Source organism: Pelomonas sp. Root1237 (assembly GCF_001425055.1).
GTDB lineage: Bacteria > Pseudomonadota > Gammaproteobacteria > Burkholderiales > Burkholderiaceae_C > Pelomonas.
On the sequence record NZ_LMDK01000021.1, the window covers coordinates 16,688 to 37,527 of the forward strand.

The 20,840-nt window shown below is 65.2% G+C and carries 13 protein-coding genes; 8 read left to right on the forward strand and 5 right to left on the reverse strand.

All coding sequences use genetic code 11. From position 1 onward, the window contains the following. Position 1 precedes the first annotated feature (1 nt). A complete protein-coding gene (locus ASC91_RS26390) occupies positions 2 to 2,878 on the forward strand; it encodes a TIM-barrel domain-containing protein (RefSeq protein ID WP_056204583.1) in 2,877 nt (958 codons plus the stop codon). Between the two features lie 128 nt (positions 2,879 to 3,006). Here the strand turns inward: ASC91_RS26390 and ASC91_RS26395 are convergent, their stop codons facing one another. Beyond that, positions 3,007 to 3,696, reverse strand: a complete 690-nt coding sequence (locus tag ASC91_RS26395) for a glutathione S-transferase (RefSeq protein WP_056204585.1) — start codon at positions 3,694 to 3,696, stop codon at positions 3,007 to 3,009. A gap of 223 nt (positions 3,697 to 3,919) precedes the next feature. On the opposite strand from ASC91_RS26395, the gene ASC91_RS26400 reads away from it, so the two are divergent. After that, on the forward strand, positions 3,920 to 4,402 hold the full coding sequence (locus ASC91_RS26400; RefSeq protein WP_056204588.1) for a GreA/GreB family elongation factor: 483 nt from the start codon (positions 3,920 to 3,922) through the stop codon (positions 4,400 to 4,402). A 222-nt stretch (positions 4,403 to 4,624) separates the two neighbouring features. Here the strand turns inward: ASC91_RS26400 and ASC91_RS30830 are convergent, their stop codons facing one another. Next, on the reverse strand, positions 4,625 to 6,175 hold the full coding sequence (locus tag ASC91_RS30830) for a methyl-accepting chemotaxis protein (protein WP_056204591.1): 1,551 nt from the start codon (positions 6,173 to 6,175) through the stop codon (positions 4,625 to 4,627). A gap of 118 nt (positions 6,176 to 6,293) precedes the next feature. On the opposite strand from ASC91_RS30830, the gene ASC91_RS26410 reads away from it, so the two are divergent. After that, entirely contained in the window at positions 6,294 to 7,058 is a 765-nt protein-coding gene (locus ASC91_RS26410; RefSeq protein ID WP_056204595.1) for a type III pantothenate kinase, read from the forward strand. A gap of 47 nt (positions 7,059 to 7,105) precedes the next feature. Here ASC91_RS26410 and ASC91_RS26415 read toward each other — a convergent pair whose 3' ends face one another. Both ASC91_RS26415 and ASC91_RS29735 read right to left on the reverse strand, forming a co-directional pair. Continuing rightward, positions 7,106 to 7,825: a phosphatase PAP2 family protein gene (locus ASC91_RS26415; RefSeq protein WP_082533038.1), complete on the reverse strand. Its 720-nt coding sequence runs from the start codon at positions 7,823 to 7,825 to the stop codon at positions 7,106 to 7,108. A 51-nt stretch (positions 7,826 to 7,876) separates the two neighbouring features. After that, positions 7,877 to 8,170 (reverse strand): hypothetical protein, encoded by a 294-nt coding sequence (locus ASC91_RS29735; RefSeq protein WP_157282161.1) that lies wholly within the window; start codon positions 8,168 to 8,170, stop codon positions 7,877 to 7,879. Positions 8,171 to 8,296: 126 nt separating this feature from the next. Between ASC91_RS29735 and ASC91_RS26420 the strand changes: the two genes are divergently transcribed. Beyond that, complete coding sequence (locus ASC91_RS26420) at positions 8,297 to 9,226, forward strand: ABC transporter substrate binding protein (RefSeq protein ID WP_235532125.1); 930 nt, start codon at positions 8,297 to 8,299, stop codon at positions 9,224 to 9,226. Continuing rightward, positions 9,223 to 11,535 (forward strand): ATP-binding protein, encoded by a 2,313-nt coding sequence (locus ASC91_RS26430; protein WP_082533040.1) that lies wholly within the window; start codon positions 9,223 to 9,225, stop codon positions 11,533 to 11,535. Before ASC91_RS26420 ends, ASC91_RS26430 begins: the two co-directional genes overlap by 4 nt. On the opposite strand, the gene ASC91_RS26435 is transcribed toward ASC91_RS26430, so the two are convergent. Then, a complete protein-coding gene (locus ASC91_RS26435) occupies positions 11,481 to 12,257 on the reverse strand; it encodes a response regulator transcription factor (RefSeq protein WP_200955353.1) in 777 nt (258 codons plus the stop codon). The two genes, ASC91_RS26430 and ASC91_RS26435, sit on opposite strands and share 55 nt — an antisense overlap. A 158-nt stretch (positions 12,258 to 12,415) precedes the next feature. Between ASC91_RS26435 and ASC91_RS26440 the strand changes: the two genes are divergently transcribed. From ASC91_RS26440 to ASC91_RS26450, 3 genes are all read left to right on the forward strand, one after another. Further along, positions 12,416 to 13,048 (forward strand): LuxR C-terminal-related transcriptional regulator, encoded by a 633-nt coding sequence (locus ASC91_RS26440; RefSeq protein ID WP_056204618.1) that lies wholly within the window; start codon positions 12,416 to 12,418, stop codon positions 13,046 to 13,048. Positions 13,049 to 13,166: 118 nt separating this feature from the next. Continuing rightward, on the forward strand, positions 13,167 to 15,071 hold the full coding sequence (locus ASC91_RS26445) for a hybrid sensor histidine kinase/response regulator (protein ID WP_056204621.1): 1,905 nt from the start codon (positions 13,167 to 13,169) through the stop codon (positions 15,069 to 15,071). Positions 15,072 to 15,077: 6 nt separating this feature from the next. Next, positions 15,078 to 20,840, forward strand: coding sequence for an alkaline phosphatase D family protein (locus tag ASC91_RS26450; RefSeq protein WP_056204625.1), 5,763 nt, complete (start codon positions 15,078 to 15,080; stop codon positions 20,838 to 20,840).

Sequence of the window (20,840 nt, forward strand, 5' to 3'; positions counted from 1 at the left end):
CATGACGCCATCACTCTCGCTTTCCGTGCTCGCCACGACGTTGCTGGCGACGGCGGCTTCCTTCGCCGGCACCTACCAGCAAACGCCCACGGGCGTGTTGGTGAGGCCCGATACGGGCAGCGTGAAGGAGCTGCGCCTGAATGCCATCACGGAGTCGATCATCCAGGTCGTCGGCGTCGACGATCCGGCGCGTGCGCAGATCGAGTCGCTGATGGCCGTCGCCAAGCCAAGCGGACGCTTCACCGTGAAGGCCGGCCCCGACGCCGTGACGCTCGATGCAGGCAAGGCGTCGGCCCAGGTGTCGCTGAAGGATGGCCGGGTCACCTTCCTTGACGCCAAGGGTGTCGCCGTGCTGACGACTGAGCGGGCCGACCTCCAGCCGGTCATGGTCGAGGGCCGGCCCTACGTCGCTCCCTCCGCCCAGTTCAACCGGGGCACGACCGAGGCGTTCTACGGCCTGGGGCAGCACCAGAACGCGCAGATGGACTTGAACGGCGAAGACGTCGAGCTGCGCCAGCACAACATGGACATCGCCATCCCGTTCGTCGTGTCCGACAGGAACTACGGCGTGCTCTGGGACAACGCCTCCGTCACGCGCTTCGGCAACCCGCAGCGCTTCGGGCTGGCCAGCCGTGACTTGAAGCTCACCGCGCTGGACGGCGCCAGCGGCCTGACGGCGAAGTACTACGTCGACGATCAATTGATCCTGACCCGCGTGGAGCCTGACATCCGCTATCAGTTCCTCAGCGATGTCCGCAACTACTGGCCCACCGACGCCGCGCTGAGCAAGGCCGCCACCCGCGGCAGGAAGGTCAGGGTCGTCTGGGAGGGCACGGCCACTTCCGACAAGCCGGGGCTGCACAAGATGCGCCTGTTCGCTTCGGACTACGTGACGCTGAAGGTCGACGGCAAGACCCTCTTCGACCATGGCATCTGGCGCGCGAATTGGAACGGCTGGTACAACAATTTCGAGCAGCCGTTCAGCCCAGGCAAGCCGGTCAGCCTGCATGTCGAATGGCGGCCGACGAGCGGTCTCATCTCGCTGCACCACTCCGACCCCGAGCCGGCCGCCGACAGGCATTCGCTGCGCTTTGCGTCCGAAGCCGGCACCGGCCTGAGCTACTACTTCATCGGCGCCGATTCCATCCAGGGCGTCATCCGCGGCTACCACCAGGTCACCGGCATCCCGCCGATGATGCCGAAATGGGCCTACGGCTTCTGGCAGTCCCGGCAGCGCTACCGCACCCAGGCCGAGTTGCTCGGCGTGCTCAAGACCTACCGCGCCAACCGCTGGCCCATCGACAACATCGTGCAGGACTGGTTCTACTGGCCGGAGGACCAGTGGGGCAGCCATGCCTTCGATGCAGCACGCTTCCCCGATCCCAAGGGCATGGTCGATGAAGTGCATCGCCAGCATGCCCGGATCATGATTTCGATCTGGGGCAAGTTCTATCCCAACACCGCCAACTACAAGGAGCTGGACGCCAAGGGCTATATGTGGCGCCGCAATGTCGAACTCGGCATGAAGGATTGGGTGGGGGCAGGCCATCTCAACAGCCACTTCTCGCCCTACAACCAGGAAGCGCGGGACGTCTTCTACCGCCAGATGAAGAGGCCCCTGGTCGACCTCGGCTTCGACGCCTGGTGGATGGACAACACCGAACCCGACGTGCGCTCCAACGCCAGCCCCGAGGAACTCGCCGAACTGATCACGCCGACGCAGATGGGGCCGGGTGCGCTGGTGACCAACGCCTACTCCACCATGAGCACCCAGGCCGTTCACGACGGCCTGCAGCGGGACCGCCCGGACGTGCGCCATTTCATCCTGACCCGCTCCGGCTTCGCGGGCGTGCAGCGAAACGCGGCGGCCGTGTGGTCGGGGGATGTCGTCGGCACCTGGGACAACCTGTACAAGCAGATCTCGGCAGGAGTGCAGACCGGGTTTTCAGGCGTGCCCAACTGGACGCACGACATCGGCGGCTATTCCCAGGAAGCCCGGTTTCAGGACAAGTCGGTTGCGGGGCTTCAGGAGAACCGCGTGGCAGGCGGCGTGCGTACCGCCGAAGACCTGAAGGAGTGGCAGGAGCTGAATCAGCGCTGGTGGCAGTTCGGCACCTTGTCACCCTTGATGCGCAGCCACGGCGAAGGCGTGAAGCGCGAGATCCACGAAATCTCGCCCGAAGGGTCCGCCATGCGGGCCAACATGGTGTGGTTCCTGGAGCTGCGCTACCGGCTGATGCCCTATATCTACACGGCTGCCGCGGACAGCCACTACGAAGGCGCACCCATCATGCGCGGCCTGGCACTCGACTTCCCGGCAGACGCCACGGCCAAGAAGATCGCCGACCAATACCTGTTCGGCAAATCGATGCTGGCGGCGCCGGTGACGCGGTATGGCGCAACGTCCCGCCCGGTCTACTTCCCGGGCACATCGACCTGGTTCAACGTCTGGACGGGTGAGACGGTCAAAGGCGGCCAGACGCGAACCGTGGCCGCCCCGCTGGACCAGATACCCCTTTACGTCAAAGCGGGCGCCATCGTGCCCATGGGGCCCGTCACGCAATATGTGGACGAGAAGCCCGACGCGCCGTTGACCATCCACGTCTATACCGGTGCCGATGGAAGCTACAGCCTCTACGAAGACGACGGCATCTCAAACTCGTACAAGGCCGGCCAGTACACGCGCATCCCGTTTGTCTATGACGACAAGCGCGCCGAAGTCACCATCGGGCCGCGCTCCGGGGGCTATGCGGGCATGGTGACGAAGAGAACCTTCAACATCCGCTTCCTCAAACCCGGCGACCGCACCGTCGACTTCGATGCGCCTGCTATTCCCGTGACCTATTCAGGAGACCGTATCGTCGTCAAGGCGCTGTAAGGGCACCGTCGGCGAATGGGACCACGGCAGAAGGCGCCGCGTCACGGCTTGAACAGATCGACGCGATTTGTGATGAGGCCAACGATGCCGAGCGGCGACCGATCGCTTGATCGACGGCCAAGCAAGCGTTAGAGCGACGGAAAGCGAATCGCACCTTCCGCGGGTAACTTGTACATGCACGCAACGAATAGCGGGCTGACGAGCCAGCCGTTCAGCCAGGAACATACCGATGGCAGGTTCAGCGTTGCAAACCATCCCGGCTCCACCGAGGCGAACTGGCGGACGAAGGGCAACACTGCCAAGTCGGTGGCGCATGGCGTGGCGCCGCCCAAGCAGGGCGCGCTTTGCAGCCGTGCCTCTAGCGGTCGCAGAAGCACATCCAGCGCCCTGTCGCGGTGTGCGTCTGGCGTGAGGGTCTCACTCGCGTAGCGCTGGGAGTACTTCCAGCGGTCCAGGTGATGCTTGAAGTCGCCGTCGTTTCGCTGTACCAGGTCAAGGTTCGCAGGCGACTGCGCCCGCGCCCACCAGCCCTGCGCATCGGGCGCGGCCAGTGCCCAGCGCATGATGTCCCAACTCTCCTCGATCACGCTGCCATCGGGCAACTGCAGCACTGGTACCGTAGCCTTGGGCGATAGGGCCAGCAAGCTTGCTGGCTTGTCGCGCAAGCTGACCTCCACCGCCTCGAAGGCCCGCCCGGCCTGCAGCAGCGCCATCCGTGCTCTCATGGCGTAGGGGCAGCGGCGAAAGGTGTAGAGCCGCGGCAACTGTGGCCCTGGGGTGGTGAGTGGTGCGTGCGGTGTCAGGGTCGATGCGTGCATGGGTGAGGTCTGTGCAGCTACGCACGTCGATCTGGATCGCAGCCCCAGGTCACTGGAGGCTGGGTGGCCAATGGTCGCACCGCGGGGCCTCGCCAGAGGCCCGTGACAAGCGTTATTCGACCAAGGCCGAAGTGTGGCTGCAGTCAACAGAAGCCTCGAAAGCTGGTGGAGCCCTTCACAATCACGATCCGCGCCCGCTTGTTCGAGATGTCTACCTTTCATCATGGATAAATTCTTGCTGCAGCAGCAGGTGTTGGAACGGCTCGCCGAAGACCTGCTGCAAGCCGAACAGGCAGCGCGGGCGGCCCATGAAACGGCAACTCACGAAGAAAATATCGCCGAGAACAAATACGACACGTTGGGTCTGGAAGCGGCCTACCTGGCCACCGGCCAAGCTCGTCGCGCCCAAGCCATCCGCCAGGCGATGGCCAATTGGCGCCAATTCCGCCCGCGCCCCTACGACGCCGGCAAAGGCATACAGCTCGGCGCGCTGGTCTGCCTGGTCGATGCCGACGACAAGCAGCAACAGCTCTTTCTCGGCCCGGCTGGGGGCAGCATGAAGTTGGTCAGCGGCGCTCAGACCATTCAGGTCATCAGCAGCGAATCCCCGTTGGGCAAGGCCATGCTGGGCAAATGTGAGGGTGACGAGGTGTCGATACAGGCGGCTCTGATCCGACAGCGGTTTGAGGTGCTGCGGGTTCATTGAGCCGCAAGCAAGGTCACGGCGACTTGATCAGAAATCAATCGCCCCAACCCCTTCAGGAAGCTCCGCACAACTCCTGGCGAGCTATGCGGAGTTCGTTCGGGCTCTCGGCCTCGCGCACATCAATTCACTTCGGTCGCACTGACTGCAAGGCTTGTAGAGGTTGCCGTCATCGGCTCACCCGTCGACGCGGCAGCAGCGACGCCCGCTTGCCGGCAGTCCCGGTCAGCTCAGCTTGAAGCTGCTCACCAGCCCCGCCAGCCGCACGGCCTGTTCCTTCAGCGACTGAGCCGCTGCGGCGGACTCTTCCACCAGCGCTGCGTTCTGCTGCGTCATCTGGTCCAGCTCTGTCACGGTGCCGTTGACCTGACGCAGCCCCTGGCTCTGCTCGACGGCGGCGGCGCTGATCTCGCCAATGATGTCGGTCACACGTTGCACGGAGCCGACGATGTCGGTCATGGTCGTGCCGGCGTCGTTGACGAGATGCGTGCCGGCCTCGACGCGCTCGACGCTGGCGCCGATCAGCGCCTTGATCTCGCGGGCCGCTTCCGCAGAGCGCTGGGCCAGCGAGCGCACTTCGCCGGCCACGACTGCGAAGCCGCGGCCCTGCTCGCCCGCGCGGGCCGCTTCCACCGCGGCGTTCAGCGCCAGGATATTGGTCTGGAAGGCGATGCCGTCGATGGTGCCGATGATGTCGGCGATCTTGCGGCTGGCGTTGTTGATCTCACCCATGGTGCTGACGACGCGCGACACGACCTCGCCACCGCGGCCGGCCGTCTCGGCGGCAGCGCCGGCCAGCTGCTTGGCCGTCATGGCCGAGTCAGCGCTCTGACTGACGGTACCGGTCAACTGCGTCATCGAGCTGGAGGCCTGCTGCAGGTTGGACGCCGTCTGCTCGGTGCGCTGCGACAGGTCCATGTTGCCGCTGGCCACCTCGCTGGAGGCGACCTGGATGCTCTCGGCCGACTCGCGCACCTGGCCGACGATCTCGGACAGCGACTTCTGCATGGCGGCCAGGGCCTGCATCATCTCGGCGGACTCGTCCGTGCCGCTGGCCTCGGGGGCACGCGACAGGTCACCGCCGGCCATGCGTTCGGCAAAGCGCTTGGCTGCCACCAGCGGGCCGATGATGGAGCGCGAGATCAGCACGGCCAGCGCGCCGCCCACGATGACGCAGACGACGAAGGCGACGATGAAGCCGACGAAGACGTTGCCCACCAGCTTGTCCACCGTCGCAAAGATGTCATCGCCGCGCTTCTTCAGGTCGGCCTCGATGTTGTTGAGCATGGACAGCGCCGGCTCATAGGCGACGTCCGCAGCCTTCATCTCCTCGAAGGCCGATTGGGCGTCGGCGAAACCATCTGCGCTGATCTTGTCGGCCACCGGCTTGACGGCCTTGCGGTAGTCGGCCATCAGCACACGGAACTTCGCCAGCGCCTCGCGACCCTTGTCTTCGGTCGTCATCTTGCCGAAGTCGTCCATCGCCTTGTCCAGGCCCGCCTGGGCGCCGTCCCACTCCTTGCGGGCCCGTGCCATGCCTTCCTTGTTGAAGATGGAGGCCACCAGCGTCGATGTGGCCGTCTTGCTCTGCAACAGGTGGCTGCGGGCCGCAACAGTGATGTTGGACGTCGGGATGAGCTTCTGCGTGATGCCCTGGATGGCCTTCTGCGACACGTTCAGGCCAAAGCCACCGACGGCAACCAGCAGCGCCGTCATCGCCAGGATGATGCCGAAGGCCAGCCAGAGGCGGGCTTGGATACGCAGGCGTCGCAGCATGGCGGTTCTCCTCGTGGGAAAGGGCAATCAGAAATAGCCGCTGATTGAAGCAGAAACCCGCACGGGCAGATACAAATGCGCTGGTAGGCTCGCGGCATCGTTCACGGCACAGCCCACCATGAGCTTTTTGGCCATCGACATCGGCAACACCCGGCTCAAGTGGGCCGTCTATGAAGACGGCGCCGAACCTGGCAGCCCGCCGACGCAGCACGGTGCCGTTTTCCTGGAGAACATCGACCGCCTCGCCGACGAGGCTTGGCAAGCCCTGGCCCCGCCGTCACGCATTCTGGGCAGCAACGTGGCCGGCGACGCGGTGCGCCGCCGTGTCGAGGAGCAGATGGAGCACTGGGACCTGGTGCCCCGCTGGGTCGTGCCCGCCGCCGAGGCGGCCGGCGTGAGAAACGGCTACGACCACCCGACGCGCCTGGGCGCCGACCGCTGGGTGGCCGTCATCGGCGCCCATGCGCACGCCAAGAAGCGCGGCTTCGAAGGCCCGGTGCTGGTGGTCATGGTGGGTACGGCGGTGACGGTGGACGCGCTGTCCACCGACGGCGAGTTCCTGGGCGGCCTCATCCTGCCCGGCCACGGCATCATGCTGCGCGCGCTGGAAGGCGGCACCGCCGGCCTGCGTGTGCCGACGGGCGAGGTGCGCGACTTCCCGACCAACACCAGCGACGCGTTGACGACGGGCGGCACCTTCGCCATCACCGGCGCCATCGAACGCATGTTCCGCCTGCTGGCCAAGCGCGAGGGCCGCGAGCCCCTGCTGCTGATGACGGGCGGTGCAGGTTGGAAGGTGGCGCCGGCGCTGGATGCGCCTCATGAACTCATCGAAGGGTTGATCTTCGATGGGCTGCTGGCGATCAACGCGGCGCGGACTTGACCCACACGTACGACGCCGCCGGCCGCACAACCCGACGGCTGCCGCGATCAGAGAAGATCAGTCCTCGCACCGGGCCAGTCTGCAGCGGCCGCGATGGCGGCGGCCTTGAAGTTCGCCGCCTGCAGCAACAGATCGACCACCTGCCCAGCCAGTAGCTTTCCTGCTAGCGAATCGCTCGGGTAGTGCAGGCCGGCCACCTCACGGTTTAGGGCGATATCGGCAGCGGCGGCCAGCAACTTGTCCGTCAATTGCGGAAAGAGGCGCGCATAGAAGTAGGCCAGCGCGTGCGCCTGCGTCGAATGTCCGCTGGGATAGGCAGGGTGGGCAGGATAGAACGGCGCGCCCTTGGGGTACATCGGTTCAACGTCCTCGCAGCACATGAACGGGCGCCCCCGGCTGAACACCCGCTTGAAGTAGTAGATCGGGCGGTCGAGGTTGTCGTACAGCAACCTCAGCGCGGTCCACGTGGCGGGCTTGGTTCCGAACACCAGCGGCCCGACGATGGCCTGGATCGTTTCAGTTGCCGAATACACGGTGCCTTCTGCCTGCTGGCAGATCGCAGTCTTCCTGGCCGGCCTCTCGACCTTCAGCTCAACCAGGTATCGGCATTCGTAGGCCTGTCTCCGCTGCGGCGGTACGGCCAACGTGATCAGGCTGCGCCAGTTCAGGGGCAGGTCTGGCGGATTGCGCCCGGCATCCGTCAATAGATCGGGTTTCCATTCGCCATCCGCAAACAGACAGTCATCTGCGCAAGGACATTCGCTCATATTCGCCTCCCTGGCGCCAGAGTGCTGCCTCTGGCTTGAACCGTTGTGAAATCAGCTTTTATCGATCTTCACCAGATGCACCGACAACGCATCCTTGAACCAGCCCGGGTGTGCGTCGCGCCATTCATGAGCAGCCTGCTCCGTGCCCAAAGCCATTGAGGGAAAACACTGGAGCTCGGTGGCTGCCGCGCCCTTTGCATACGATGCGACTTCGGCAATGAACGGCGGCCGGTCGTCAGCCTTGGGCCAGGTGACGGGTTCATTTGGGGTGCCCTTGGGAACGACCCTCAGCCAGACGTGGCACGGAAGCAAGACCGTCTTCTGCTCCCATTCGATTTCTCTCATTACATTCCTCCGTTGGTGTGTTCTGACACGGCGTCAGCGTCGCAAGGGTAGTGGCAGTAAACCGGCATGCAAATAGGTCAGTTGCTCAGACCGTTGGGAACCACCTCAATAGTGATGGGCTTGGCCATGCTGATGAGCGCCGACAGTTGCCAAACGCCAGCCAGTCCATCGATTGCCTACATCGGATCGTGGCCCGAAGCTTCTGACCCGGTCTACAAGCGCTTCACGGCTGCGCTGTCCAGACGGCACCCGGAGTTGTCCGTCAAAGCCTCGATCCGGCATCATCAAGCGGATGCGGGCAACATCGTGGCGATCGACAAGGCGCTGAAGGCTGCGCTGGAGGGCCGGCCCACTGTGGTGGTCACCCCGACAGGGCAATCTGCAATGCGGGCGGCAAAGCTGCCAAGCCCGACACCCTTCGTCTTTTCCGGCTACACAGACCCAGTAGCGGCCGGCATCCGGGACTCGCTCCAGTTCAGCGCTTCCGCTAACACCGGCGTATCGCTGCTCGACGTTGTCGACGGCAAGCGGCTGGAGATCCTGAAGGACGCCTTTCCACACATCCGCAGGGTCGCTGTCCTGGCCGATCGGTCCTGGGCCGAGAAAAACGGCGGCTCAGCCAGGCTGACCCAACCTGCCCATCTTTTGGGCCTCGAGGTCACCGTTTTCCTTGCCGAAAGCAAGGTCGAGCTTGATCAACAATTGGCCGCGCCGGTAGCCACAGGCTACGACGCCTGGTACATCCCTCCCAGCTACATCGCCTATGTCGCCGAGCCGGAGATCATTGACCATCTCCGGCGGCTGAAGGTGCCTGCCATGCATTCGACTGCGAGAGAGGTCAGAGCCGGCGCCCTGATGGCCTACGAGCAGGACACTTCATTCGTGATGGACGCGCTTGCCGATCTGGTGGCCCGCGTCTGTGACGGGGAGCGCCCCGGCGGCATACCCGTCGAGAGGCCGCATCGCTTCACCTTGATCCTTCGTGCCAATGGCGACTCTGGCTCCCCGCGCCCCGATGCGGCGGTCATTCGCCGAGCGGACATCGTCATTCGATGAATTCAGCATCGCCGGAACGGCCGACCCACAGCCCCCTGTCCAGACGCTACGCGGTTTGGTTTTGCGGACTGACGCTCCTCGTGCTGCTCGTATCCGGAGCGTCCGAGACCTACTTCGGGTATCAGGAATCTTCAGAGCACATTCAGTCGGTTCAGGCCGCCCAGGCAGAAGGCGCCGCGCGCGAGATCGCCAATTACCTCGCCGTCATTGATGCCGGCCTGCGCGATGTCGCCAAGATGCCCTGGGAAGGCCCAGGCTTCGGCCTTCAGCAGCGACGCGAGGAGTTCTATCGGCTGATGCGGCTGGTTCCCGCGATCACAGACCTGCAAGTAGTCGATCGTCAAGCCAGGGAGCTTCTGCATGTATCGAAACAGGCCATGGACCGATCATGGCTTGGCACGGCATTGGATGAGCCCGAGCTGGCTCGATTCGATGACCGAGATGGCGTGCGCATGGGCAAGACCTTCTTTCGGGATGACCATCTGCCCACCGTTCGCATGTCTGCTTTCGACGGTGTCGGCGCCATCGTCGCCACCATTGATCTGCGACTGCTGGGTGACGTGGTCGCGCGGCTGAAGGCTGGCGAGGGTGGCGTGGCCTTCATCGTAGACGGCCATGGCACGCTGATCGCACATCCCCGCGCGACGGACATCCTGAGCCGGATCGACCTTTCGGCATCGCAAGCGGTCCTTCAGGCGCGTGCTCATGCCGCGTCGGAGCCCATCCTGGTCCGAGGTCTGCGAACCCTGGATCTCCAGCATCAACCGGTCATCGCGACGGGAGCCGGCATACCGGGTACAGACTGGATCCTGTTCATGGAACAGCGGCGCAGCGAGGCGCTGCGCCCTGTCTGGGCCACCATCAGCCGAACGCTGCTCCTGATGGCACTGGGTGGCATGGCTGCCTTGCTGGTCGGTATCGCTTTCGCTCGCCGCATGGCGGCCCCCATCCTGACCCTGCGCCGCGCCACAGCCCAATTCGCCGTTGGCAATCTGGGCAAGACCATCCAGCTGGGACGGCAAGACGAGATCGAAGACCTCGCCCAGGACTTCAACCAGATGTCCTCCCGCCTGCACGACCTCTACACCAGTCTTGAAGCCAAGGTTGCCGAACGCACGGCCCAGCTTTCCGATGCCCGCGACGGCCTTGCCGCCCGTGCAGAGGAACTCTCCCGCCTCAAGGACGAAGCCGAACGCGCCAACGCCGCCAAGACGCGCTTCCTCGCCGCCGCCAGCCACGATTTGCGCCAACCCATGCACTCGATCAGCCTGCTGCTGGGCGTGCTGCAGGCACGCCTGTCCAGCTCCGAGCACCTGGCCCTGGCCGACAAGATCCAGTCTTCCGTCGCAACGATGGAGAATCTGTTCGGCAATCTGCTGGACATCTCCAAACTCGATGCCGGCACGGTGCAGGCCCACATCGAGGATGTGAACCTGGCTTGGCTGTTGCGTGGGCTGGAACAGATCTGGGCCCCGCAGGCGGCTGAGAAAGGCCTGAAGCTGCGCGTGCGACCCTGTGACGTCGTCGTGAAGGGCGACGCCGCGCTGCTGGCGCGCATCGCCGGCAATCTGGTGGCCAACGCCATCCGCTATACGCGAGAAGGCGGCGTGCTGGTAGCCTGTCGGCGTCGCGGCGCCAGGGTGGAACTGGAGGTCTGGGACAGCGGGCCCGGCATCGAGCCCCGCTACCAGGAAGCCATCTTCGAAGAGTTCTTCCGCATCGAGGCGCCCGGCACGGGCCAGGAGAAGGGCCTGGGGCTGGGTCTGTCCATCGTGCAGCGCAGCGCCCACATCCTGGGCTACCGGCTCAGCGTGGACAGCCGTGTAGGCAAAGGCTCGGTGTTCCGCGTCGAAATGCCGCTGGCCGGACCCGCCACGCGGTCAGCGAAGGTCTCGTCAAGGCTTGCGGCCAGCCAACAAGCGCTTGAGGGTCGTTTCATCATCGTCGTCGACGACGATGAGACGAATGCCCAGGCCCTGGTCGACGCGCTGCTCGCGCTGCGCTGCCACGTCGTTGCAGCGGCCTCCTGCGACGACATGCTGGCCCAGTTGCAGCAGCATCTGCGTGTGCCGGATCTCATCGTCACCGACTACCAGCTCGGCGCTGGGCGCAATGGTTTCGAGGTCATCGCGCGGCTTCGCCAGCACTATGACGAAGACATTGGCGCCGTCATCGTGACGGCCAACACGGAAGCCGCCCTGCAGCCGCAAGCCCAAGCCTGCCGCGCCCGGCTGCTGCACAAACCGATCGGGCTTCAGCGGTTGCTGGAAGCCATGAGGGAATCATTGGCATCAACGGCAGAGCCTTGAGCCGGCACCGGCTCTTCGAAGCACAGTCCCATGCGACTCGCAGCCAGTACGGCCTGGGTGCGCGTCGTCACGTTCAATGCCCGCAGCACGCACGAGGTGTGCGCCTTGACGGTACTGAGCGACAGGTTCAGCTGCCGACCGATCAGTTTGGCCGGTTTGCCCTGCAGCAGCAGATGCAGCACGTCGGCCTGGCGCGGTGTCAGGCCCAGCTCGACGGGGCGCCGCCCCTGCGCAGGCGGTGCCAGCGGTGCCGGCATGGCGGGAGTCAGCGCACGGCCGCCGAGGAACACCGACGACGGCAGGTAGATGCCCTTGGCAAGGATGAGGCGCAGCGCACCCAGCATGACCTGCGACGTCGAGCTCTTGGGAATGAAGCCCATCGCACCCGCATCTAGCACGGCAAGCACCGTGTCCTTGTCATCGGCCGAGGACATCACGACGACCGGCACCTCAGGATGATCACGCCGCAGCCGGCCCAGACCCTCGAGACCAGACAGCCCTGGCAGGCCGAGGTCGATCATGACCAGATCGGCGTCGCCGCGCTCGGCAAGCACCGCAAAGGCCTCCTCGCAACTGCCCGCCTCCCAGGTTTCAAGTGCTTCCACCAGTGGTTTCAGCAGCAGTGCCACGCCTTCTCGGAACAGGGGGTGATCATCAATCAACAGAACTTTCATCGGCAGTCTCCCGCTGGGCTGCATGGTATCGGCGCAGGAACGCGCCATCGTGGATTGCGGGTAAGCCTTTTGGCCAGGCCTTTTGGTCTATGCGCGGTGGCATGGGTTGGTGTGCTTCTAGGCAATGGCGATGCCGGCTTGCAATCACCAAACTTGATGACATCAACGAGGGCGCCTTTGCGCCACACAGGCTCAGGGAGATCCAAATGCTGCAAGCTGTTCCCGTCGCATACACCGAACGCCGAGTCGGCCACGAAGCCCAGCCACGCCAGGTGCTGGGCGCCCTGCCCCAACCGCTGATGGTGCTGCTGCCCGATCGGCGCCTTCTGTTCGTCAACACGAGTGCGGAGCACTTGCTGGCAGAGGGACTCTGGCAGTCGCGGTCCGAACACCTGATGGGCCTGGGGCAGCTGGACGCACAGCGCCTGGGCGAGGTGCTGGCGCTGGCGGCCGCGGGCTCGTCCTCGCGCACCGGGCTGTGGTTCACGCCCAGCTTTGCGACCGGCTGGCTGCACGCGGCGCCGCTTGCGCCGGCCATCAGCAGTGCCTCGGGCTGGCCTGACGGCTGCCTGCTGCTCGTCATCCATCTGGACCAGCCGGTGCTGACCCAGGCCGCACGCATCGACGCGCTGACCCGCCAGTGCCGCCTCAGCCAGGCCGAACGCCACGTGCTGATGCTGCTGGCCGACGGTGAGCCGGTGGAGGCCGCCTCCCGTCACCTCGGTCTGTGCGTCAGCACCGTGCGCAGCCATGTGCGCAACCTGCTGGGCAAGACGCAGGCACCGTCGCTGATGCAATTGCTGCGCTGGACGGGCAGCGCGCAGATGCTGCCGCACTGATAAGGGGCACGGCATCTAGCGCGAAGTCAGGGCTTGCGAGCCTTGACCTAGCCCGAGCCAGCTCCCATCATCCGCGGCGCCCAAGGGAAGGGCCAACAAAGCGCGGGAGCTCGAAGACGTGCGATCAGAAACTCGAACCGACGACGAGCGGCAGGATGAGCTGATCCAATCCTTCATCTATGGGCGCTTCGAGGACATCTTCCTCAGCCAGAGCCTGCGTGCGCAGGTCGGCATGCTGCTCGCGGCGAGCTTGATCGCCTTCATCTGGTTGAACCGTACGCAAGCATGGCCGCCTGTCGCCTGGGAGGCTGCCGTGATCGCGGTCACCGGATGGCGCATGCGCTACACGACCAAGTTCGTACGCGCCGCTACCGAGGGCACCGGCTCCATGCGCCGCATCGCCTGGCTGCTGGCCATCAATGGCGTGCTGATGGCCGTGCCCCTGGTGGCTTTCGGCGGTTTCGACGCCACCGAGCGTGCGGCCATCTCCATCATCCTGCTGTCGTCGGCAACCGCCTCGACCGTCACCACCTCAGGCCACCGCTCCCTGTTCCTGGCGTTTGCCGCGCCCATGCTCATCCCCCTGGCCGGGACCTGGATGTTTCTCGGCGGCCTGCAGAACCCAAGCCCGGGGGAGTGGTGGCTCGCGGGGTTGATCATCGTGTTCCTGCTCTTCCTGGTCGGCCTGGGCAAGCAGGTCAACAAGGTGTTCGAGGAATCAAGCAAATATCGCTACGGCGAACAGCAGCTCAATGCCAAGCTGACGAGGGCACTGCAGCAGGCTGAAGAGCACCGTCTGGTTGAACAGCAACTCAATGCAGAGCTGACGCAGGCACTGCAACGCGCTGACGAGCACCACCAGGTTGAACAGCAGCTCAACGCCAAGCTGACGCTGGCATTGCAACGCGCCGATGAGTCCAACCGGGCCAAGACCAAGTTTCTTGCAGCCGCCAGCCACGACCTGCGCCAGCCGCTGCACGTGATGACCGTATGGCTCGGCGTGCTGCGGCAATCCAAGATCGACGAGGACACGCGCGGCATCGTGAACAAGCTGGAGTCGATGAACCAGGCCTTGTCCAAGCAACTCGAAGGCCTGCTGGACATTTCCAAGCTCGACGCCGACATCGTCACGCCCAGACTCGCGCCCTGCAGCCTCGATGCGCTGCTGACCGGGCACCAGCAGGCCATGGAACCCGTGGCACACCTCAAGGGCATCCACCTGGAACTGCAGTGTGACGAGAGCCTCGCGGTAGCGACCGACGAGACACTCTTCTCCCGCATCCTGCGAAACCTCACGGACAACGCGCTCAAGTTCACGCGCCGTGGAGGCAGCGTCCGCCTATCCCTGCAACGAGACGGCGATGACGCAGTGCTGAGCGTGGCCGATTCAGGCGTGGGCATTGCAGAGAAGGAACTCGAATATGTCTTCCAGGAGTTCTATCAAGTGGCAAGCACGGAGCGGGACCGCTCCGAAGGCCTGGGGCTGGGCTTGTCCATCGTTCGTCGCCTGTGTGCCCTCCTCGGCGTGCAGTTGGCCCTGGAATCCAAGTTCGGCGTCGGCACCACGTTCAAGCTGAGGCTTCCCCTTTCCAGCCTCGAAGAAGAACCCGTCATTGAAATCGCGGCGCCCGAGGTGGTGGGCTTGTCGGTGCTGGTCATCGACGACGAACTGGACGTCCGCGAGAGCACCCAGGCCCTGCTGCGCGGCTGCAATGTGCATCTGGCCGCATCTGGCGCAGAGGCGCTCAAGATCGCTCAGGCCGTCTTCATCGACGTGATCCTGTCTGACCTGCGCCTGCGAGACGGCGAGAGCGGCATTGACGTCATCCAGCAGCTGCACTTGGTGCGCCCAGAGGCACACGCCGTCATCATCACCGGAGACACCGCACCGCAACGGTTGCGCACGGTCATATCGGCCGGCATCCCGCTGATGATCAAGCCCGTTGATCCCCAAAAGGTCGTCCGCGATTTCAATATTTCCAGCCGACCAAGCCAGCAAGAAGCCAGCTCACCAGGGAGGTGATCGGACATGAACAGCGGCAGCACCACGGCGGCTCCGGCCGCAGGACAACGCCTGTCCCAAGGGCTCGGCGAGCTCTGGACCTCTGACGTCGACAAGCGTCGCTTCGACGTGCTGATCGTCGGCAGCGGCTACGGCGGCAGCATGGCCGCCGCCGAGCTGGCGGGAAGGAGCTCGGGCACCACCGGCAAGCCGTTGCGGATCGGCCTGCTGGAACGGGGCAAGGAATACCTGCCGGGCGAGTTCCCGTCGCACTTCAGCGAGCTGCCGGGACACATGCGCATGGGGCAGCAGCAGACGGGGCGCGTGGGCGGCAAGCACGAAGGCTTGTTCGACCTGCGCCTGGGGGAAGACGTGAACGCTCTCGTCGCGAATGGGCTGGGCGGCGGCTCGCTGATCAATGCGGGCGTGCTGCTGAAGCCAAAGCTGACAGACCTTCCCCCCGGCGATTTGCACGAGCTGGTCTACGAACTGGAGCAGGCCGGGCTGTTCAAGGAGGCCAAGTACCTGTTGGGTGGCTTTGCGATACGCAACAAACGGCAGGTGCGCAACAGAATCACCCTCCACCCGGGCGCCAGCAACAAAAGCGGATTGCCCAAGACCGAGGCACTGAGCAAGCTCTCCAGCCGCGCAGCTGATATGCCGCCCTTGTCGGTAGCCATGGCCAACGAAGCCAATTCGGCGCAGGTCAAGCTCAACCAATGCACGCTCTGCGGCGATTGCATGACAGGCTGCAACATTGGCGCCAAGAACAGCCTGGATGCCAACCTGCTGGAGCTGGCCAAGTGGCGCGAGGCGGAAATCTATACCGGCGCCACGGTGCTGTCCCTGCGACGCAGCGACAAGGACGATCCACACTGGCGAGGCAGGCCCGATTGGGTCGTACGCGTCGTGCATACATCGCCTGCGCTGCAGCAGCGAGAGCCGAAAGAGCTCCACCTGTATGCAGACACGGTCATCCTCGCGGCAGGCACGCTGGGCAGCAGCGAGATCCTGCTGCGCTCCCGCACCGACAAGCTGGTGTTTTCGTCCCGGCTCGGCGAGCGCTTCTCATGCAATGGCGACAACATCGCCGCCGTGGCCCAGATGCCCGAGGCAACAAAGGGCTGCGCGGATGAACAAGTCGGGTTGAAGGATCGAGGGGTCGGCCCGACCATCACCGGCTCCATCACGGTGCCCGTTTCGGCAAAAGTGAAGCGGCCTTTCCGCATCCAGGAGTTCTCGGTACCCGGCCCGCTGAAGCCGTTGTTCGAGCAACTCGTCACCACGGCCAGCCTGATCCACCGCATGCCGGAAGGCGACTCCACAAGGCATGGCGCGGAAGGCGCCGGCACCGATCCCCTGGCCGTGGACTCGACGGCCATGGGCAAGACGCTGCTGGTCGGCGTCATCGGCCACGACGATGCCGCGGGCTCGTTGCACTTGCCGCGGCCGTTGCGCCCGCGCGACCGGCCCGCCGAGCCGGGCACGTTGAGCATTCACTGGCCCGAGGCCCGCAAGGCCCGCGACCTCACCCAGGCGCATGAGGAGCTGGAACGGCGCGCGCTGGATGTGAAGCCGGCCGCCCGGCTCATCGCCAACCCGATGTGGCGGTTGCTGCCGCCCAAGCTGGAGCAACTCGTCACCCAGCCACGCGGCCCCGTGCTGACGGTGCATCCACTCGGTGGCTGCCCCATGGCCAAGACGGCGGCCGATGGCGTGGTTGACCGCTTCGGCCGCGTCTTTGACGCAGGCCGGGAGCGACTGCCCAATGATGAGCCCATCCATGACGGCCTGCTGGTACTGGACGGCTCCATCATCCCGGGGTCGTTGGGAGCCAACCCGGCGCTGACCATCGCCGCGACAGCCTTGCGCGCGGTGCGCCGGCACTGGGAAAGTTTTCCTCCCGCCAGTTCGCTTCCGCCACTGCGCAATCGCCGCATGGCACAGCCGGACGACACCCGCCCCAACGCGCCTTTGCGGCCGACGGAGATCGAGATCGTCGAGCGCCTTGTCGGCACGGTTCCCCTGCAGTTCAACACGACGCTACCCCAACCGCATGTGGTGGAGCTGACGCTGGCCTACGAACGTTTCCATCCCGAGGATCTGCGCACGCCGATGAACCGCAAGGTGGAAGTCAGGCCGGGCCACAGCTCGGTCATCCGCATCTTTGAACAAAGCACCTGGGACGAAAAACACTTGCGCGTGGCCAGTGATGCTCAGCGCGAGCAGCACATCAAATTCAAGGCGGAACTGCGCGGCGATCTGCGCTTCCTGCACCGTGAGCGCTCTTCGTCGCTGAAGCGCCGGTTGCGCACCCTTGTCCCATGGGCGTTGAACCGGGGCCTGCGGGACATCGTCCAGAAGATCAAGGAGCCGAACAAGACCAGCGCCGGCCTGCAGGACTGGCTCGAGTACGCGGGTGACCTGTGGCGCATGGCCTCGCGCGCAGGCGAGGTTCGCCGCTTTGACTACGAGCTCTACGTGGGCAAGGTGCTCATGCCCTGGGAAGACGCAGAGGGCCCTCGCGAAGGCCAGGGCATCTCCGGCGTCAAGCGCCTGACCTACGACCGCCGTGCCAACCCCTGGCACCAGCTCACCCGACTCTCCCTTACGCGCATGCCGGGCATGCCGAACAGCCAGCGGCCCCTCCTTGAACTCGACATGCGCTTTCTCGCCAGCCAGGGCTTCCCGCTGCTGCGCATCACGGGTCAGCAGGACCACGCCCGCGCGCTGCTGGACCTCGCCTGCTTCGGCCTGCTGTGGCTGCGTGTGCTGATCAGCATCCATCTGTGGACCTTCCGCAAGCCCGACACGCCGTCGCTGAAAGAACCCGACCGCTTGCCGCGGCCCATTGCGGGCCTGCCCTCACCCGAGATCACCGAACTGTGGGTGGACCGCATGCCCGGGCCCTACGAGGAAGCCATCCAGGATCCGCGCCCCGCTGCAGGTCGATGCCGGCCCTCGCTCATCGACTTCTGCAAGAACAGCGGCGATGTGCCCGTCAAGATCCGGCTGACCCGCTACCTGCCACCGCCCACCGTGGAGCGCCGCGGTCGGCCGCTGGTCATGCTGCACGGCTACAGCGTGAGCGGCAACACCTTCACACACGAATCATTGGCGCCCAACAGCGCGGCGGAGTTCTTCTGCCGCCAGGGCCGCGAGGTGTGGGTGGTTGACCTGCGCACCAGCACCGCGCTCGCCACCGCCACCTACCCCTGGCCGATGGAGCAGGCCGCGCTGGTCGACATCCCCGCGGCGCTGCTGCACATCCGCAATGCCACCGGCAAGGAAGTCGACGTGCTCGCGCACTGCATCGGCTGCGTGATGCTGAGCATGGCCTTGCTCACCGACCCGCGCAAGGTGCGCTCAGGCGTGACGCAACTCAGCGTCGACTCCTGGCTGACCACGGAGCACCTCGCCACGCTCACCGCTTTCAACGGTGCCGAGCCGCCGGCAAAAGGCGCCAGCCACCCTTGCGTGCACCGCGTCATCCTGAGCCAGAAGGGCCCGCTGCTGCGCTACACCGACAGCAACATCTTCCGCGCCTTCGTGCTGCAGTCGGCCCGGCGGCTGCTGATGAAGGACGACTATCAGTTCCGCCCGCCTCGCGAGCCCAAGGTTGCCGATCAGCTGCTGGACCGCCTGCTGGCGAGCCTCCCCTACCCCGACGCAGACTACGACGTCGAGAACCCGCTGTGGCCCTTCAAGACCACACCCTGGGTCGCCTCGCGCCACCGCATGGACGCGCTCTACGGACGCGACTTCGATGCCGCCAATCTCAGCGATGAGACGCTCGAGGCCATCGACGACCTGTTCGGCCCCATCAACCTGGAGACCGTGGCCCAGACCATCCACTTCACGCGCTTCCAGGTCATCACCAACCAGCGCGGCCGTGGCGAGTTCGTGACACGTCGACAGCTGCGCGAGCGCTGGAGTCCAATCCCGACCATGATCATCCATGGTCAGCACAACGGGCTGGTCGACGTGAACACGCAGGACCTACTGGGAAGCCACCTAGCCGGTGCCGGTGTGCGCCTGGACCATCCCAAACCCGATGAGGGGCCGTATGCGAACCTGGGCCATCAGGACGTGCTCATCGGCAGGGATTCGCTTCCTGTCTTCGAAGACCTTGAGCGCTTCCTGAGCTTGAAGGACGACGAGCTTCCTGACCCGCTCGAGCCCGAAGAGGCGAGGCATGTCTTCCTTTCGCCATGGATCGGGCCCCGCATCGCGTTGTCCGACAAGGCGACGAGCGTCGTCCGGCTGGCCTGCATGTCCCACCCCGTTCAGGGTCGGGCGACGCTTTGCCTGTTCCCGGTGTCTCAAGCCGGTGGTCAATTCAAGCTGGGGCAAAACCCGGCCGGCGTGGTCGTCGGCGACGACGACAACAGTGAGCGATGGCTGTTCGCCCAGCCCGCCGTTCCTTCGGACGGCAGCACCGGGTCAGACTATCTCGCCTTGCTGGCGTATGCCCGTGACGAGGTGGTCGACTGCGAGGAAGCATGGCCATTCATCCCGCAGCCGACGTCGGCCAACCCTCCTTCGGGCCTGCGCGCGCTGCTGGTCGCGCAGCCCTTGGAAACCGCCAAGCTCCTTCAGCAAGCCCAGGAGTGGGTGAAGCTCCAGCCCACCGCGGTGCTGCAGAACGCCTTCGTCAAGGCCGGGGCCTTGGCGGCGGCCTTGAGCCAGCACACCGCCACCTCACCGCAATATGGCACCCGTTTCGCGCTGGCCAGCTGCCAGTACCCCGCCGGCCTCATGGATGGCCCGGTAGCACAGGCCAACCTGCAGCAGCTGGCTGACACCACGCTCGAGGGCCCGCAGGTGGGTTTCGCGCTGCTGGTCGGCGATCAGATCTACGCCGACGCCACTGCCGGCCTCATGGACCCGATGCGCCGCGACGAACGCTACGACCAGCCTCACCAGAAGGCCCTGCGCGCCAGCGGCATGCGCAGCCTGCTGCGCAGCATGCCGGTGCAGATGCTGCTGGACGACCATGAGATCGTAGACAACTGGGAACCCACGCCGGAGAAGGTCGAACAGGCGCGCCCCATTGATGCATTGCGCAACCGCCTGCTGCGGCGCCACGGCTTCAGCGCCTTCCGCCGATACCAACGCATGGCCCATGGGCGTTTCAGTCATTCCGCGACCGCCGACATGCATTTCCTGCATGCCGGCTTCCCCTTCTATCTGGCTGACACGCGCACCGGGCGCACGGCACGCGGTTCCACCGTGCCGCAAGCGCAGCAGTCCATCCTGAGCCATCGCCAGGAACAACGCCTGCAGGCCTGGCTCAAGCGCCACCGCGAGGCCGTGAAGTTCGTGGCCACACCCTCCCTGCTGCTGCCCCGCCGCCTGCAGACCAAGCAAGACCCCGCAGGCGGCGCGCGCCACAGCGATGCCTGGGACGGCTTCCCAGCCTCGCTGGAAAGGCTGCTGACCTTCATCGCCGAGAACGGGATCACCAACACGGTGTTCCTGTCGGGCGATGAGCATCACAGCCTGGTCGCGGAGATCGAGATCACCGCGTCGAGCGGCAGGGCGGCGAAGGTCCTCTCCGTCCACAGCTCGGGCCTCTACGCGCCCTTCCCGTTCGCCAACGGCCGTCCGAGCGATCTGGTGCTGAACGAGACCTTCCCGCAAGGCGAGCTGACGGTGAAGGTCACCTCACACCTCGCCCAGACGGGTGATGGTTATGCAATCCTCCACACCAATGGCATCGACCTCGACGTGGAGTTCAGCCGCCCGGGCGGCGCCCCGCCGAAAACCATCAGCAAGCGGCTGGTTTGA

Bases quoted from the DNA above. Each gene is read 5' to 3' on its own strand.
- ASC91_RS26390 (WP_056204583.1), top strand. From the start codon at position 2: ATGACGCCATCACTCTCGCTTTCCGTGCTCGCCACGACGTTGCTGGCG.
- ASC91_RS26395 (WP_056204585.1), bottom strand. From the start codon at position 3,696: ATGCACGCATCGACCCTGACACCGCACGCACCACTCACCACCCCAGGG.
- ASC91_RS26400 (WP_056204588.1), top strand. From the start codon at position 3,920: ATGGATAAATTCTTGCTGCAGCAGCAGGTGTTGGAACGGCTCGCCGAA.
- ASC91_RS30830 (WP_056204591.1), bottom strand. From the start codon at position 6,175: ATGCTGCGACGCCTGCGTATCCAAGCCCGCCTCTGGCTGGCCTTCGGC.
- ASC91_RS26410 (WP_056204595.1), top strand. From the start codon at position 6,294: ATGAGCTTTTTGGCCATCGACATCGGCAACACCCGGCTCAAGTGGGCC.
- ASC91_RS26415 (WP_082533038.1), bottom strand. From the start codon at position 7,825: ATGAGCGAATGTCCTTGCGCAGATGACTGTCTGTTTGCGGATGGCGAA.
- ASC91_RS29735 (WP_157282161.1), bottom strand. From the start codon at position 8,170: ATGAGAGAAATCGAATGGGAGCAGAAGACGGTCTTGCTTCCGTGCCAC.
- ASC91_RS26420 (WP_235532125.1), top strand. From the start codon at position 8,297: ATGCTGATGAGCGCCGACAGTTGCCAAACGCCAGCCAGTCCATCGATT.
- ASC91_RS26430 (WP_082533040.1), top strand. From the start codon at position 9,223: ATGAATTCAGCATCGCCGGAACGGCCGACCCACAGCCCCCTGTCCAGA.
- ASC91_RS26435 (WP_200955353.1), bottom strand. From the start codon at position 12,257: ATGGCGCGTTCCTGCGCCGATACCATGCAGCCCAGCGGGAGACTGCCG.
- ASC91_RS26440 (WP_056204618.1), top strand. From the start codon at position 12,416: ATGCTGCAAGCTGTTCCCGTCGCATACACCGAACGCCGAGTCGGCCAC.
- ASC91_RS26450 (WP_056204625.1), top strand. From the start codon at position 15,078: ATGAACAGCGGCAGCACCACGGCGGCTCCGGCCGCAGGACAACGCCTG.